A 14310-nucleotide genomic window follows, 5' to 3' on the forward strand; every position below is an offset into this window, starting at 1 on the left:
GTCCTTGAAGGGGAACACGATGAACAACGTTCTGAAATTCTCTGCTCTGGCTCTGGCCGCAGTTCTGGCTACCGGTTGCAGCAGCGTATCCAAAGAAACCGAAGCTCGTCTGACTGCGACTGAAGACGCAGCAGCTCGCGCCCAAGCCCGTGCTGACGAAGCCTACCGTAAGGCTGACGACGCTATGGCTGCCGCTCAGAAGGCTCAGCAGACCGCTGACGAAGCCAATGAGCGCGCTCTGCGTATGCTGGACAAAGCCAGCCGCAAGTAATAATCCTTACGGATTGTTCAGAAGCCGACCCACTTGTGGGTCGGCTTTTTTGTTGCCTGATCGCCAGCAAGAAACCTAAAGACCCGACCAGGCCTTACACCTGAACGGGTCGCGAACGTAGAGCGTATCACTGCAACTCAGGAGGGATGCTCGAGACCATAGGCGCCCCACCCTGATTGTTGACCGGAACGGCAATTTCCACTGGCATGCCATCTTCTGCGGCAACCACGTCACGCACCATGTCCCAATTCATACGCAGGTTGTTGGCCAAGTCTTCACGCTTGAGCAAGGCATTGATAACGGCCGTGTGCTTGTCGACCACCGATGGGTTGCCCTTATCATCCAATGGCGTGTGCGCTTCGAGATAAACCTTGCCGGCACTGATGCCGAACTTGTACGGCTCGTTGATAATGCGCACTGGCGTACCCACCGGCACCATTTTCGACAGTTCCAGTACGTTATTGTTGAACATGCGGAAGCAGCCATGGCTGGTACGCATGCCGATACCGAACTTCTTGTTCGAACCATGGATCAGGTAGCCCGGTACACCTAGGGTGAACTTGAAGGGCCCTAGCGGGTTGTCAGGGCCGGCAGGCACCACGGTTGGCAGAATGTCGCCATCAGCGGCATGCTCGGCACGAATCGAGGCCGGAGGCGTCCAGGTCGGGTTCGGAGTCTTGGCGATGATCTTGGTCAACGCGATTGGCGAGCCCCAGCCTTCGCGACCGATACCCAGCGGATAGGTATGCACCACGTTCTGCCCTTTCGGGAAGTAGTACATACGATACTCGGCCAGATTGATGACGATGCCTTCACGCGGCCCAGGCGGCAGGATGAAGCGGGTAGGCAGAATGATCTCGGTGCCTGCGCCAGGCAGCCATGGGTCGACACCCGGATTGGCGGCGATCATCTCGAGGTAGCCAAGGTCGTTGGCGGTACCGATGTCCGCAAATGTATCCTCGTACTTGGCCTTGATGGTCTGGACTTGGCCAACGACGTCTTCACCCGGTGGTGGCAGTGGCAGTTCCAGCGCAACAGCGGGGCCCGCTACCAGCAGGGCGGCCAGGGACAGGCAACGGGTGACGGCGGGAAAGCGCGGCAACATCCGGTAAATCCTTCGAAAGGTAATCAAGAGGCACGATTGTACACCCGCCTCGCTGCAAGCGGGAGGCGCTGGCGCCTTGCAAGCGTTTCGAATGATGAAAGGTGTGGCCAGTGACGCCTAGCCGTTCAACTCACAACTCTGGCCACACCGGCCGCATGCCACGGCGCTGGGCATCAAGGATGGCCCGGCAAAGATCGCAAAGACGCCCGTCACGGTAAATGCTGCGAGGCACCCCAGACCACCGTGGTTGGGCAGGAAGCAAGCCACCGCACAAGGTGCGGTCGACCGGCACTCCAAGCTCGAGCTGACGAGCCACGAGGTGAACACGAACTTCCTGGCAAGCGAACAGGTCAAGCTGCTCATCTGGCTCGATCAGTTGATAGGCGAACAGGGACCAGGCAGGACGCGGCATCGGGGGCTCTCGAAACAGGGGGCGCAACATTAGCCGAAAGCCGCCCCCGTTTAAAGCGTCACAGCAAGGGTTTTATCACCGGCCAGGCATTTTCCAGCAAGCGCTGCTGGGCCACTTGCGCCGGATGGATGCCGTCTGCCTGCATCATGCCCGGCACACCGCCCACCCCTTCGAGGAAGAATGGCACCAGGGCCACCTGCTCTTGCGTTGCCAGTTGCTGATACACGTTGGCAAACGCGGTGTTGTAACGCACGCCGTAGTTTGGGGGCAGGCGCATACCCAGCAACACCACCTTGGCGCCCGCCTGACGGGCACTTTCGATCATTGAGGCAAGATTTTGTTGCAATTGCTCTGGAGGCTGCCCACGCAAGCCATCGTTGCCACCCAGCTCTAGCACCACGAGGTTAGGCTTGTGAGCTGCAAGCAGCGCCGGCAGCCGCGCCTGACCACCTGCGCTGGTGTCGCCACTGATCGAGGCATTGATCACCTGATCGTCGAAACCTTCAGCCTTGAGCCGGGTCTGCAACAAAGAGACCCAACCCTGGCGGATATCCAGGCCAGCGCCGGCGCTTATACTGTCGCCGACGACCAGCAATGTTCCCGCCGCCGCGCTTTGGCCCAGGCAATACAGAGCCAAGCCGGCACTCAACCACCACAGTCGCATTGGATTCTCCATGGGCCCCAGTATTCTCGTTGCTCAGAACCTTAGCAAAGTGGTACCCAGCGCGGAAGGTGATCTGACCATTCTGCATGCCTTGTCCCTGAACCTTGCCAAGGGTGACAGCCTGGCCATTGTCGGCGCCTCGGGTTCGGGCAAATCGACTTTGCTCGGCCTGCTGGCCGGCCTGGACCGTCCCAGTGCCGGGCAGGTGATCCTGGCTGGGCAAGACCTCGGCCCCTGGACGAGGACCAGCGCGCCAGGGTGCGAGCCGAGCATGTAGGCTTCGTTTTCCAGTCGTTCCAATTGCTAGACAGCCTCAACGCTTTGGAGAATGTGATGCTGCCCTTGGAGCTTGACGGCCGGCGCGATGCCCGCGACCACGCGCGCACCTTGCTGGAGCGGGTGGGCCTTGGTCAGCGCCTGACCCACACTCCACGGCAACTTTCCGGCGGCGAACAGCAACGGGTCGCCATCGCCCGTGCGTTCGCAGCACAACCGGCCGTGCTGTTCGCCGACGAGCCCACGGGCAACCTCGACAGCCATACGGGAGAGCGCATCAGCGATCTATTGTTCGAATTGAACAAGGAACGCGGCACCACACTGGTACTGGTCACCCATGACGAGCGCCTGGCCAGGCGTTGCCGGCGCCAGATACGCCTGGAGGCGGGCCACTTGGTAACGCCGGTGGAGGCCTGATGAAGCATATGCCCTTACCCCGCCTGTGTGGCCTGGCCTTTCGCCAGCTGTTGCGCGACGTCCGCGCCAGCGAGGTCCGGGTGCTGTTTTTCGCACTGGTGGTAGCAGTCGCCGCCAGTACCGCCATCGGCTATTTCGGTGCTCGCCTCAATGGCGCGATGCAATTGCGCGCCAGCGAGTTTCTCGGCGCCGACCTGGTACTGCAAGGCAGTGCTCCTGCCAATGATGTGCAGCTCAGCGCCGGGCAGGCATTAGGCTTGCGCCACGCACAGGTCGTGGAATTCACCAGCGTGGTAGGTGGCGATGCCGGTATTCAGCTTTCGAGTATCAAGGCAGCCGACGGCGCCTATCCACTGCGCGGCCAGCTGCGCAGCGCTGGCGCCCCATACGCCGAGGAGTCAGTGGGCGGCGGCCCAGCACCCGGTGAAGCCTGGGTCGAGCCACGTCTGCTGGCGGCGCTGGGGCTCAAGATCGGCGACAGCATTGACGTCGGTATGAAGACTTTGAGCATCAGCCGGGTCCTGACCTACGAACCGGATCGTGCCAACAACTTCTACAGCCTCACGCCGCGGCTGATGATGAACCTGGCAGACTTGCAGGCCACTGGGGTTATTCAGCCTGGCAGCCGGGTTACCTATCGCGAACTCTGGCGCGGTGATGCACAGGCGCTTGCGCAATACCGCCAGACGGTGGAGCCAAACCTGGCGGCCAGCCAGCGCTTGCTCGATACCCGCGACGGCAACCGGCAAATCGGCGGAGCCTTGGGCAAGGCCGAGCGGTACCTGAACATGGCCAGCCTGGTTGCCGTGCTGCTGGCGGGCGTTGCAGTGGCGCTTTCAGCCAGCCGCTATGCAGCGCGCCGCCTGGACGCCAGCGCCTTGTTGCGCTGCTTGGGGCTGTCGCGGCATCAGGCACTGGGGCTGTATTGCCTGCAGTTGGCGACTCTTGGCCTGATAGCCGCCTTAGCCGGTGCTGTCCTGGGCTGGCTTGCGCAACTGGGTTTGTTCCGCCTGTTGCACGGCCTGCTGCCCAGCGTAGTGCCAGCAGGGGGCGCACTTCCGGCCGTGGCGGGCATCGCCACCGGCCTTGTGGCCCTGGCCGGTTTTGCCTTACCGCCACTGGCGGCGCTCGGGCAGGTGCCACCTCTGCGGGTACTGCGCCGTGACCTGCTCCCGGTCCCACCCAGCAGTTGGTTAGTGTATGGTGCAGCGCTGCTCGCCTTGGGGTTGATCATGTGGCGTCTTAGCCTTGATCTGCTGCTAACCTTCGCCCTGCTAGGGGGCGGTCTGATCGCGGCGTTGCTGCTTGGGGGCCTGCTCTTGCTTGGCTTGCGAAGCCTGCGCAGGGCGCTTGGCGGAGCACCGCTGACCTGGCGCCTGGGCTTAGGCCAGTTGCTACGCCACCCCACCGCAGCCGCCGGGCAAGCTCTGGCCTTTGGCCTGATCCTGCTGGCCATGGCGCTCGTTGCGCTGCTACGGGCAGAACTGCTCGACACCTGGCAGGCGCAGTTGCCCAAAGACGCGCCCAATTACTTTGCCCTGAATATCCTGCCCGCCGACCGTGAACCCTTCGCCCAACACCTGCGTGAGGTCAACGCCAGTTCGGCGCCGCTGTATCCGGTGACGCCAGGCAGGCTCATTCTGATCAACGATCAACCCGTGCAACAGATCGTCAGCAAGGAGTCCGCGGGCGAGCGGGCGGTACAACGCGATCTCAGCCTGACTTGGGCGGCCGACCTGCCCGCAGGCAATACCTTGAGCGCGGGCAACTGGTGGGGAGCACTGCCGGTGGGGGATGAAATCCCTGGGGTATCGGTCGAGGCCGAGCTGGCCAACAGCCTCAAGCTGAAACTGGACGACCTGCTGACCTTCGATATAGGCGGCGAACAACGCCTGGCACGGGTCACTAGCCTTCGTAGCGTCCATTGGGACAGCTTTCAGCCAAACTTCTACATGATTTTCCAGCCTGGCACCCTGCAGGGCCTGCCCACTACTTACCTGACCAGCTTCTACCTGGCCGCCGGCCATGATCTGGACGTTGTCGCACTGTCCCGGGCCTTCCCGGCCGTGACCATACTGCAAGTCGACGCCCTTCTGGAGCAGCTGCGCAGCATCCTGGCCCAGGTGACCCTGGCCGTCGAATATGTATTGCTGTTCGTGCTCGCAGCAGGGCTTGCAGTCCTGTTCGCCGGTTTGCAGGCAACCCTTGATGAGCGGATTCGCCAGGGCGCCCTACTCCGCGCCTTGGGGGCTTCGCGGCCGTTACTGGTCAGGGCTCGGCGCATTGAGTTCGGTGTGCTGGGTGCCGCCAGTGGCACGTTAGCGGCGCTCGGCTGCGAACTGATCACGCTGGTGCTGTACCGTTATGCGTTCGACCTGCAATGGAGCCCGCACCTGTGGCTGCTGGCGCTGCCGTTGCTTGGGGCGATATTGGTGGGCGGAGCAGGCACGCTTGGAACACGCAGGGCGCTCAATGCCAGCCCCCTGGCAGTGCTGCGTGAAACTTGAAAACTCTAGACTGCTGCAAACCTGAGGCGCACGCCCTGGCCTCAGGCGCGCTCAAGAGGACTGAACTGATTGCCCATAGCGGATGTTATTGACATACCACGTGGCTGGGCCGGTCGGCGTATTCACTACAACCTCATCGCCCTCCTCCTTCTTGAGCAACGCGCGGGCCATGGGCGAGTCGATCGAAATATAGTCGTTGCGACCATAGATCTCGTCGTACCCCACGATACGAAAATTCATGGCCTCGCCATCATCATTCTCGATCTCGACCCAGGCGCCGAAAAATACCTTGCCCTCCTGCTCAGGCGAGTAAGCGACAACCTTGACATCTTCCAGCCGCTTGCGCAGATAACGGACCCGACGATCGATCTCGCGCAGCAGCTTCTTGTTGTACTGGTAGTCGGCGTTCTCGCTGCGATCCCCCAACGATGCAGCCCATGCGACCTTCTGGGTGATTTCAGGCCGATACACCCGCCACAGATGATCCAGCTCCTGCTTCAGGGCCGCGTGGCCTTCTGTAGTGATGATATTGGTGCTCAACGGCGCGCTCCTCAGCGTCGGGTGATCAATCCTTGGCGGGCAATGCGAGTCAGTTGGCCAATAATATAGGCGGCCTCTTCGCGGGCGGGCGCTTGGATCACAGCGAGATCGAAGCGGTCGCTGCCGAACTGCTCGAGCCGGCACGCATCATCGGTGAACTGAATCAGAAACGCCCGGGCTTGCCCTTTACGACGAGACAAGCCTTCCAGATGGCGCAGAAGGGTGGGCTGATGCTGGCCACCGAGCAGAATGCGCGGTGTACGAGTAGCCTGATGGGCAGGCAACGGGCTCAGACAGACACTGGTACGTGGGCAACTCATGGAGATTCTCCGCCTCGCAAATCCCGCTGGGCAGCGGTGGGAGGCGTCACCGAACCAGCGCTTTAGCGGTATTTCGGATGAGCCGGGGGCCGATCCTGCGCCCCGCAAGTAGCTGTTTAAATCGGCGCAGGCGGTATGCTAGAGCGACTAGCCGCCGGCTGCAAGCCCCATGGTGAAACAGAACAGACCTGTCAGCGGCTGACCACGCGCTCAAGCGCTCTACGTTCGCGGTTAAACGCCAGGAAATACTTGTTGACACTATTGACGAAGTTGACCGGCCCCATGCCGACCTGCTCCATGGCGATGCGCTCGGTCTGGAAGAACCACTGGTTACCATTGAGGCCACGTTTGCGGGCTTCGGCACGCATGGCCTGAACCCGCTCCGGGCCAAGGTTGTAGGCTGCCAGGACGAACGCCATGCGCTCGCGCTCGTTGATGTGCGGGCTGGAGAAGAACTTTCGACGGATCAGCGCCAGGTAGCGCGCACTGGCCTGAACATTGCCATCCACCGTGCCGGTGTTGCTGACCCCCACCCGTTGCGCCGCCGACGGAGTGATCTGCATCAACCCATGCGCGCCACCACTGCCACGTGCGGCCGGGTTAAGCGTTGATTCCTTGAAGGCCAGCGCGGCCAGGTTCAGCCAGTCGATTTGCTGGGCCTGGCCATGCTTCTGCAATACCGGACGCAGTGCAGTAAGACGTTGACGGTCCTTATGCGCCAAGGGGTTATGAACGCGATACTGGCGCCGGTAAATTCGCTCGAAGGCGGCATCCTGGTTTTCCGGGGCACGATAACCCTGAAGAAAGCGGTCCACCGCAGCCAGCAGCATCGCTGCGTCACGCCGCACATACCAGCGCATGGCCTGCGCCTGGCCCAACTGCACCCGGTTATCCAGGCGCAGCTTTGGCATGACTCTGGCCCACCGCCGGGCGATCGGGCCCTCCACTACGGTCAGGGGATAGATACCGGCCTGGACCATTTCCAGAACATCTTCCACCGCCAATGTGGAATCGACCCATTCGATCTTGATCGGCGCCCGTTTACGCAGCGCCAGCTGTTGATTGAGCTGCTGGATCACCGCCCCTGCAGCGCTGGCGCTGGTCAATGCCACAGTGCGCCCGGACAACTGCTCGGCGCGTGTATAGCTGCGCTGGCCCTTGCGCCCTACCAATAGCAGCGACACCTGGTCGACCACTGGCGCACTGCGGCTGACCCCGCCTGTTAGTGCAGGGTCGAGTAACTCGCCAGGTGCAGCCAGGTCGCCCTCGCCGCGCTGCAGGGCTCCTAGCAGTTGTTCCTTGGCTCGCGGGATGATTTTCAAGCGGATCTGCTGGCCATCACCGGCCCGAGCATTGAGAAAATGGTCCAACCCGCGTAGACGGTAATACTCGATACCCACCGGCTCGCCCTTGACCTCTCCAGAACTGTTGCGGCTCTGGTTGACCAGCACCCGCAACACCTTAGTGGCACGAATCTGCTGCAGGTCACGGGCCGGGTTAACCGGCACGCTCTGCTGCGGCCCTGGGAGCCGCGCGTAGACCGGGCCTGCAGTGGTCAACCCAAGCCCTAGCATCAGCAGCAGGATCAGCAGCGAGCGCAACATGCAGATCTTGTCCGAGCTCGATGGGCGATAGCCATGGTGGGATACGTAATCATAAGAAATGACCGTAAAAGACCTTTGCAAATGCCTGAAGTTCTGAGTTTTTTACCGAATATCACGCTTTTTGCTATGCTGGCCGCCCCGCGGGACGAGGTAGCACCATGCAATTGATCGATATCGGCGTCAACCTGACCAACAGCAGTTTCCACGACCAGCAGGCGGCCGTCGTCGAGCGTGCCATCGAAGCCGGCGTGATGCAGATGGTGCTCACTGGCACCAGCCTGCAGGTCAGCGAGCAGGTGCTGCAGCTTTGCCAGGAGCTTGACGGCGACGCCCAGCACTTGTTCGCCACCGCCGGGGTACATCCGCACGACGCCCAGTCCTGGGACGGCAACAGCGAGCGCCGATTACGCCAGCTTTTAGGGGAGGCACGCGTGCGTGCCGTCGGCGAATGCGGGCTGGATTTCAATCGTGATTTCTCTCCCCGCCCTCTGCAGGAAAAGGCTCTAGAAGCCCAGTTGGCGCTAGCGGCCGAACTGCGCTTGCCAGTATTTCTGCACGAGCGTGATGCCAGCGACCGCCTGCTGGCCATTCTCAAGGATTATCGGGACCATCTGCCCGCTGCTGTGGTGCACTGCTTTACTGGCGAACGTGAGGCGTTGTTCGCTTACTTGGACATGGACCTGCACATCGGCATCACCGGTTGGATCTGTGACGAGCGCCGCGGAACTCACCTGCATGCATTGGTAGGCAACATTGCCCAGGGGCGCCTGATGCTGGAAAGCGATGCACCTTACCTGCTGCCACGCAGCCTGCGGCCCAAACCGAAAAACGGTCGCAACGAGCCGGCGTTCCTGCCAGAGGTGTTACGAGAGGTGGCGCTGCATCGCAACGAGAGCCTGGAACACTGCGCCAGCCACACCAGCGCGACGGCCAAAGCTTTCTTCAAGCTTCCTTGATGCAGGTCATGACCTGGTCCGATGTTGACGGGCACAATACTGGCACCTTGCCAATATTGTTCCCGCTCAACTCAGAGAAGACCTACCCATGGGTGCCTGGCTTAGCAATGTTTCCCTGAAATACAAATTCTGGGCCGTCAACGCAGTGGCCTTCGTTACCACCTTGTTGCTGGTACTGTATGCCGTGCACCTGGAGCAGCGCTCACGCGCCGACGCTGCCCAGGCTCAGGCGCAAGCGCAAGCCCAATTGCTGGCCGCCTGGCCTGCCGGTCAATCCCTGCCCCCCCTGGCCAACCTGATCTCCTGGCAGCCAGGCCAAACGCCTACCTATGGCGGCGAACCCCTCCAACCACTGGCCAATGGTCAAGGCTGGGTAACATTGCCGGCAGCTTGGGTGCTCGGCGACAACCCAGTGCGCGGCGCTCAGGTGCTGCGCCGTGGCGACCAGCAACTGGCCGTGCTGGCCGCAGCACCCAGCCTGCGCCAAGTGTTTCTCGAGCGTTTCAGCAACTACGCGATCTGCGTGCTCATTTTGATGCTGGCGATGCTTGCCGCCTCGCAGTTGTTGATCCGGTTCCTGCTCAGTCAGCTCAACACGCTCAAGGACGTGATGCTACACGTTGAAAAAACCGGAGATCTGTCAGCCCGTGTGCCACTGGCCAGCGGCGATGAGGTGGGCCAGATGGCAGGCGCGTTCAACGCCATGCAATGCACTTACCACCGCGTGGTCAGCACCGTCGCCCACACCGCCGCCCAGTTGGACTCCGGCGCTGCTCGCCTGGCCGCGAGCATGAGTGAGGTGCGCCACGGCATGCTGGGCCAGCAGAGCGAAACCGACCAGGCCGCCACGGCGATCAACGAAATGTCGGCCACCGTACACCATATTGCCCAGCATGCAGGCGCTACGCGCGATTTGTCGCAGACAGCCGACACCCTAGCCGGTGGCGGCAAGGAAGTGGTGAGCCGGGTACAGGATTCGATCTCCGGGCTCTCCAGCGGGGTCCAGCAAACCGCCGAAATGATCCGCCAGCTTGCCGACGACAGCCAGAAGATCAACAGCGTGGTCGGCGTCATTCACAGTATCGCCGAACAGACCAACCTACTGGCCCTCAACGCCGCTATCGAAGCCGCCCGGGCAGGTGACCTGGGCCGGGGCTTTGCCGTGGTTGCCGACGAGGTGCGCAACCTGGCCAAGCGTGTGCAAACGTCCACGGATGAAATCACCCTTATGGTCACCGACCTTCAAGCTGGCACCCGCGACGCGGTGGAGTTCATGCAGGAGAGCTCATACAAGGCCGACAACTGTGTTCGCCAGGCGCAGGAGGCCGGTGCTGCGCTGGCCGAGATCACCAGCGCGGTGGCACAGATGCGCGAAAGCAACACGCAGATTGCCGTCGCCGCCGAGCAGCAAAGCCAAGTGGCCGAGGAAATGAACCGCGCGGTGGTGAGCATCCGTGACGTGACCGAAGACACCGTGCAGCAGACGGTGGACTCGGCAACCACCAGCACCGAGTTGGCGACCCTGGCCAGTGAACTGAACAGGGCTATCGGCCAGCTGAAGCTATAGTCGCCATAGCCAGCTTCGATTGGCCCCGCTTGCTGGGCCGCACTAAGCTTTGGGCATGACCGTGAGGAACTGCCCATGAGCAAACGACTCCCCAATCTGCACGCCTGGCAATGGCGTGGCTACCATCACAATCACCGGCACCCGGCCAACTTGGTCTTGCACTTGATTGCCGTGCCGCTGTTCATACTGGGTGCGCTGCTGGTGCTGTCCGGCCTGTTCGCTCTCGACCTGGGGCAAATCGCCGTCGGGGTCATTGCTCTCATCGCGGGCTTGGGGCTGCAGCGCCACGGGCACCGCCTGGAGACGGAACAACCCGAGCCGTTCGCCAACCGTAAAGATGCGGTGCAGCGGCTACTCACCGAGCAGTTCATTACATTCCCACGTTTCGTGCTTAGCGGCGCTTGGTGGAAGGCTTGGCGTGAGCGGCACAAGCACAGGCGTTGAAGGTCAGGCAAACACCGTGACTGTCTGGCGGCTCAAGGCCAGCAATTGGCCTTGGGCTGTCCAAAGGGATGCCGCGGCATGCCCATAGCCATCGCGCGCATGCTCGGTTTCAACGTGGTAACGACACCAGTCAAGTGTGGAAAGCTCAGGTGTCGGTTGAATGAACTCTATGGTCCACGTCAAAGTGCTGCCCGCAGCCGGTTGCTTCAACAATGGCAAAACACTCGGTGGCCAAGCATCGACCAAAGCCAGCAAATGCGCCTCGTTGATCTGTTCTGGGGGCACATCGCGCAAGCGTACCCAACCGCCCATTTGCCGTGAGGCGTTGCCACTGAACGGCAAGCCGCCAATCGCCCAGCGCAAGGCTAGATGGCGCATGAACTCTGGGGTTACACCCTTGATATAAGGCAGCTCTGGAGCAGACTCTTCCAGTGGCTTCATTGCAATGGCAGGTGCAGCAGGTACGTCGACTACCGAAGCCCGGCCAGCACCGAAATTGCCCTGCACCAGCGTCACAACCTGGCCGTTCTGCACGGCACGGCCCAGCAGCGTACTAACCGCCTTGCCCTCGCGCAGCACCTCGACCTCGAAACGGATGGGCACGTCGGGGGCCGCTGGGCCGACGAAACTGATGGCCAACGAGCGCACTGGGCGCCCATCGGTGATCATCACGCGCATGCGCTCGTACACCAACGCTGCCATCAGGCCACCGAACACGGCACGCCCCTGGGCCCATTCAGGCGCAATACTGAGCGCATCGGACGTGTCCCGCACCGCATCGAGCAGTTGATTGAAGTTCATCGGCCGGCTCCTGGCTATTGCGTATGGTCCGCCAATACTAGCCAGCAAACTTCGACCAATCAGCCCGCATATCGGTCATTTGCCGGGCTTAAAGCGCTTGAGCGCCGATTGCAGGGCGCCCAGCGTCACATCCGCCCTGCGCTCAGCCTCGTGCAACTCTTGCTCCCAGTCACTGGCGCACGGCGCCAAATCAGAGTGCTCATTGGCCTGCAACAGCCATTGCAAGCGGTCATGCCAGTCGCCAAGGTCGCCCTGGGCCTTCTTCAACAGGCGCCGAAGTGGCTTACCGGCGTGATTGAGTTGCGGATAAGCCTCATCGCCATAGCGCGCGCGCTTGATCAGCAGCCGCACCCGATGGCGGTCGTGCGCTGGGTCGCGCAGCGCCTTGAGCAGCTTGCGCCATTGCTTGACCAAGCGCTTGTCGATACGTTTATCCAGCGACTTGGCCAACCCTTCGCGACCTGCCGCACGCAGAAACAACGGAAACGCATCGATGATCGCCAGCACCCGAGTCAACTGCGCGCTGGCAGCCACGTTGGCAAACGTTGCAGAGCGGCCTTCCAGACGACGTTGCCCTGCCTGGGCAAAGCCGCGCCGGCCAAGCTCGGCGGCCAACACTTCGCGATCGCGCAGCGGTGTGGTCAATTCACCCAGCGATTTGGCCGCCGCCTCCAGCTGCTCTACGCCTGGCAGCCCCCGCAGGGGCCGCAACAGACTGCGCAGGCGTCGCAGCGTGGTGCGCAGGTCATGCAGCGCCTCGCTGTCGGTATCGGCAGCCAGACGCTCACGACAGGCCAGCAAACGCACCTGCAAGGCCAGCACCTGAGCAATGACATGATCGAGCATGGCGGACATATAGCGCTCCCTGATCAGCGCCCGGCGCGCGACTCACGAATATAGAACCGTGCTTTTTCGGCTTTGTTGGTGCAGTTTTCATAGCCCTCGAATTGTTGCTGGGTCTTGGCCCCAGTCAGCAATGACAGCGCCTTGGAATAGCTCACCGCACCGGCAAAGCCCTCTGCCTTGGCCAGGTCCAGTTCCTTCCACGCGGCATCGAGCTGGGTCGCGCAGCTGTCACGGTAGGCCGTCTTACCTGCGCAGCCCGCCAGGGCCAGGGCGATCAGAGGAAGGCAGATCCAGGCTTTCATCGGTATTACCTCGAAGATCAAAAGAGTGGCTTTTCGACGCCTGTGCAACTGAAAAGTGCCCGGCTCGCTATGCTCTGTGTAGCGTAGTTCAGCGCACAGTGGATTGATGCATAGACGGCGATCAGTGCATTGTAGGACCATGCTTGCACAAGCTGGGGAAAGCTCATGAGCAAACGCGTGGCGTTGGTACTGGGATCGGGGGGCGCTCGTGGTTATGCCCACATTGGCGTTATCGAAGAAATCGAACGGCGTGGCTACGACATCGCCTGCATCGCCGGCTGCTCGATGGGCGCAGTCATTGGTGGGATCTACGCCGCTGGCAAACTCGACGAATACCGTAATTGGATCGAAAGCCTGGACTACCTGGACGTGCTGCGCCTTGTCGATGTCAGCTTCCGCCTCGGGGCCATCCGCGGGGACAAGGTATTCGGGCAAATCCGCAAAATCGTCGGCGACATCAACATCGAGCAGCTGCGCATTCCCTACACGGCCGTAGCAGCCGACCTGACCAACCAACAGGAAATCTGGTTCCAGGAAGGTTGCCTGCACCAGGCCATGCGGGCCTCGGCGGCGATTCCCAGCCTGTTTACCCCAGTGATGCAGGGTAACCGCATGCTGGTCGACGGCGGCATCCTCAACCCCCTGCCAATCGTGCCGGTGGTCTCCAGCCACTGCGACCTGATCATTGCGGTCAACCTCAACGCCACCAACCAGAAGCAGTACCAATTGCCGGTGATCGAGCGGCCGCCAGCGTTCAAGATGCGCTTCGATGCGCTGCTCAGTTCACTAGGGTCACGCCTGCCGTTTCGCCGCAAACCTGCCGAAGAACTGATCCGCATCGAGAAGGAAATCGTCGCCGAAGGGCTGGCACCGCCCAACCCGTGGCTTGCCGATAGCGGCGCCCCGCAAGCACAGCAGCCTGCTGCGGCGCCGGAGCGCGAAGGTGCACCCAAGTCGGCGACCGGATCGTTCATCATCGACAACGTCGGGCCTGCGTCGTTGCTTGACCTGATCAACCAGAGTTTCGAAGTGATGCAGACGTCACTGGCGCAGTACAAGATCGCCGGTTACCCGCCAGACGTGCTGATCAACGTGCCGAAACGGGTATGCCGTTTCTTCGAGTTCTACAAAGCGCCGGAATTGATCGCTCTGGGGCGGGAGATCGCGCGGGACACGCTGGATAACTACGAAGGCCAGAAACGCTAGCGGCTAGGCGGCGTTGGTCTATGCGTGACTGAACCTCTTCTTGCACCAATGAAACAGGCCGCTCGATGCGGC

The 14310-nt window shown here is 61.7% G+C and carries 15 protein-coding genes and 2 pseudogenes; 8 read left to right on the plus strand and 9 right to left on the minus strand.

Annotation, left to right across the window (positions count from 1 at the left end; translation table 11 throughout):
* Nucleotides 1–19: 19 nt before the first annotated feature.
* The gene (locus ACK59H_RS18295; RefSeq protein WP_003250288.1) at nucleotides 20–271 is read left to right on the plus strand and encodes an Lpp/OprI family alanine-zipper lipoprotein; all 252 of its coding nucleotides are present in this window, start codon (nucleotides 20–22) and stop codon (nucleotides 269–271) included.
* Between the two features lie 127 nt (nucleotides 272–398).
* Here the strand turns inward: ACK59H_RS18295 and ACK59H_RS18300 are convergent, their stop codons facing one another.
* The 3 genes from ACK59H_RS18300 to ACK59H_RS18310 form a co-directional block, all read right to left on the minus strand.
* The gene (locus tag ACK59H_RS18300) at nucleotides 399–1376 is read right to left on the minus strand and encodes a L,D-transpeptidase family protein (protein ID WP_060476780.1); all 978 of its coding nucleotides are present in this window, start codon (nucleotides 1374–1376) and stop codon (nucleotides 399–401) included.
* A 130-nt stretch (nucleotides 1377–1506) separates the two neighbouring features.
* Nucleotides 1507–1788 carry a hypothetical protein gene (locus ACK59H_RS18305; protein ID WP_060476779.1) on the minus strand — a complete coding sequence of 94 codons (282 nt, stop codon included), beginning with the start codon at nucleotides 1786–1788 and terminating at the stop codon, nucleotides 1507–1509.
* A 58-nt stretch (nucleotides 1789–1846) separates the two neighbouring features.
* On the minus strand, nucleotides 1847–2452 hold the full coding sequence (locus tag ACK59H_RS18310; RefSeq protein WP_409264756.1) for an arylesterase: 606 nt from the start codon (nucleotides 2450–2452) through the stop codon (nucleotides 1847–1849).
* A gap of 10 nt (nucleotides 2453–2462) precedes the next feature.
* On the opposite strand from ACK59H_RS18310, the pseudogene ACK59H_RS18315 reads away from it, so the two are divergent.
* Together ACK59H_RS18315 and ACK59H_RS18320 are read left to right on the plus strand one after the other, a co-directional pair.
* Nucleotides 2463–3145: pseudogene (locus ACK59H_RS18315) on the plus strand (ABC transporter ATP-binding protein).
* Nucleotides 3145–5652 (plus strand): FtsX-like permease family protein, encoded by a 2508-nt coding sequence (locus tag ACK59H_RS18320; protein WP_060476776.1) that lies wholly within the window; start codon nucleotides 3145–3147, stop codon nucleotides 5650–5652. The pseudogene ACK59H_RS18315 and the gene ACK59H_RS18320 overlap by 1 nt, the downstream one beginning before the upstream one ends.
* A 51-nt stretch (nucleotides 5653–5703) precedes the next feature.
* Here ACK59H_RS18320 and greB read toward each other — a convergent pair whose 3' ends face one another.
* The 3 genes from greB to ACK59H_RS18335 all read right to left on the minus strand — a co-directional run bounded on the left by greB (nucleotide 5704) and on the right by ACK59H_RS18335 (nucleotide 8116).
* Nucleotides 5704–6192: a transcription elongation factor GreB gene (greB, locus tag ACK59H_RS18325; RefSeq protein WP_060476775.1), complete on the minus strand. Its 489-nt coding sequence runs from the start codon at nucleotides 6190–6192 to the stop codon at nucleotides 5704–5706.
* Nucleotides 6193–6203: 11 nt separating this feature from the next.
* Nucleotides 6204–6512: a hypothetical protein gene (locus tag ACK59H_RS18330; protein WP_060476774.1), complete on the minus strand. Its 309-nt coding sequence runs from the start codon at nucleotides 6510–6512 to the stop codon at nucleotides 6204–6206.
* A gap of 191 nt (nucleotides 6513–6703) precedes the next feature.
* Nucleotides 6704–8116, minus strand: a complete 1413-nt coding sequence (locus ACK59H_RS18335; RefSeq protein WP_060476773.1) for a transglycosylase SLT domain-containing protein — start codon at nucleotides 8114–8116, stop codon at nucleotides 6704–6706.
* 158 nt (nucleotides 8117–8274) lie between these two features.
* On the opposite strand from ACK59H_RS18335, the gene ACK59H_RS18340 reads away from it, so the two are divergent.
* The 4 genes and pseudogenes from ACK59H_RS18340 (at nucleotide 8275) to ACK59H_RS18355 (ending at nucleotide 11083) form a co-directional block, all read left to right on the plus strand.
* Nucleotides 8275–9072 carry a TatD family hydrolase gene (locus tag ACK59H_RS18340; RefSeq protein ID WP_060476772.1) on the plus strand — a complete coding sequence of 266 codons (798 nt, stop codon included), beginning with the start codon at nucleotides 8275–8277 and terminating at the stop codon, nucleotides 9070–9072.
* A 544-nt stretch (nucleotides 9073–9616) separates the two neighbouring features.
* Nucleotides 9617–9769, plus strand: a pseudogene (locus ACK59H_RS18345) (HAMP domain-containing protein); the annotation flags it as partial.
* A 114-nt stretch (nucleotides 9770–9883) separates the two neighbouring features.
* Nucleotides 9884–10639 (plus strand): methyl-accepting chemotaxis protein, encoded by a 756-nt coding sequence (locus tag ACK59H_RS18350; protein ID WP_409264757.1) that lies wholly within the window; start codon nucleotides 9884–9886, stop codon nucleotides 10637–10639.
* A gap of 75 nt (nucleotides 10640–10714) precedes the next feature.
* On the plus strand, nucleotides 10715–11083 hold the full coding sequence (locus tag ACK59H_RS18355; protein WP_060476770.1) for an Mpo1-like protein: 369 nt from the start codon (nucleotides 10715–10717) through the stop codon (nucleotides 11081–11083).
* Nucleotides 11084–11086: 3 nt separating this feature from the next.
* Here ACK59H_RS18355 and ACK59H_RS18360 read toward each other — a convergent pair whose 3' ends face one another.
* The 3 genes from ACK59H_RS18360 to ACK59H_RS18370 all read right to left on the minus strand — a co-directional run bounded on the left by ACK59H_RS18360 (nucleotide 11087) and on the right by ACK59H_RS18370 (nucleotide 13032).
* Nucleotides 11087–11884, minus strand: coding sequence for an acyl-CoA thioesterase II (locus ACK59H_RS18360; protein ID WP_060476769.1), 798 nt, complete (start codon nucleotides 11882–11884; stop codon nucleotides 11087–11089).
* A 75-nt stretch (nucleotides 11885–11959) separates the two neighbouring features.
* Nucleotides 11960–12739, minus strand: coding sequence for a CHAD domain-containing protein (locus ACK59H_RS18365; RefSeq protein WP_060476768.1), 780 nt, complete (start codon nucleotides 12737–12739; stop codon nucleotides 11960–11962).
* Nucleotides 12740–12753: 14 nt separating this feature from the next.
* Nucleotides 12754–13032 (minus strand): hypothetical protein, encoded by a 279-nt coding sequence (locus ACK59H_RS18370; protein WP_060476767.1) that lies wholly within the window; start codon nucleotides 13030–13032, stop codon nucleotides 12754–12756.
* A 165-nt stretch (nucleotides 13033–13197) separates the two neighbouring features.
* Here ACK59H_RS18370 and ACK59H_RS18375 point away from each other — a divergent pair, with 165 nt between their 5' ends.
* The gene (locus ACK59H_RS18375; RefSeq protein WP_060476766.1) at nucleotides 13198–14238 is read left to right on the plus strand and encodes a patatin-like phospholipase family protein; all 1041 of its coding nucleotides are present in this window, start codon (nucleotides 13198–13200) and stop codon (nucleotides 14236–14238) included.
* Nucleotides 14239–14310 lie beyond the last annotated feature (72 nt).

It is taken from the genome of Pseudomonas sp. KCJK9000, assembly GCF_046230725.1.
In the GTDB taxonomy this organism is placed as follows: domain Bacteria; phylum Pseudomonadota; class Gammaproteobacteria; order Pseudomonadales; family Pseudomonadaceae; genus Aquipseudomonas; species Aquipseudomonas promysalinigenes.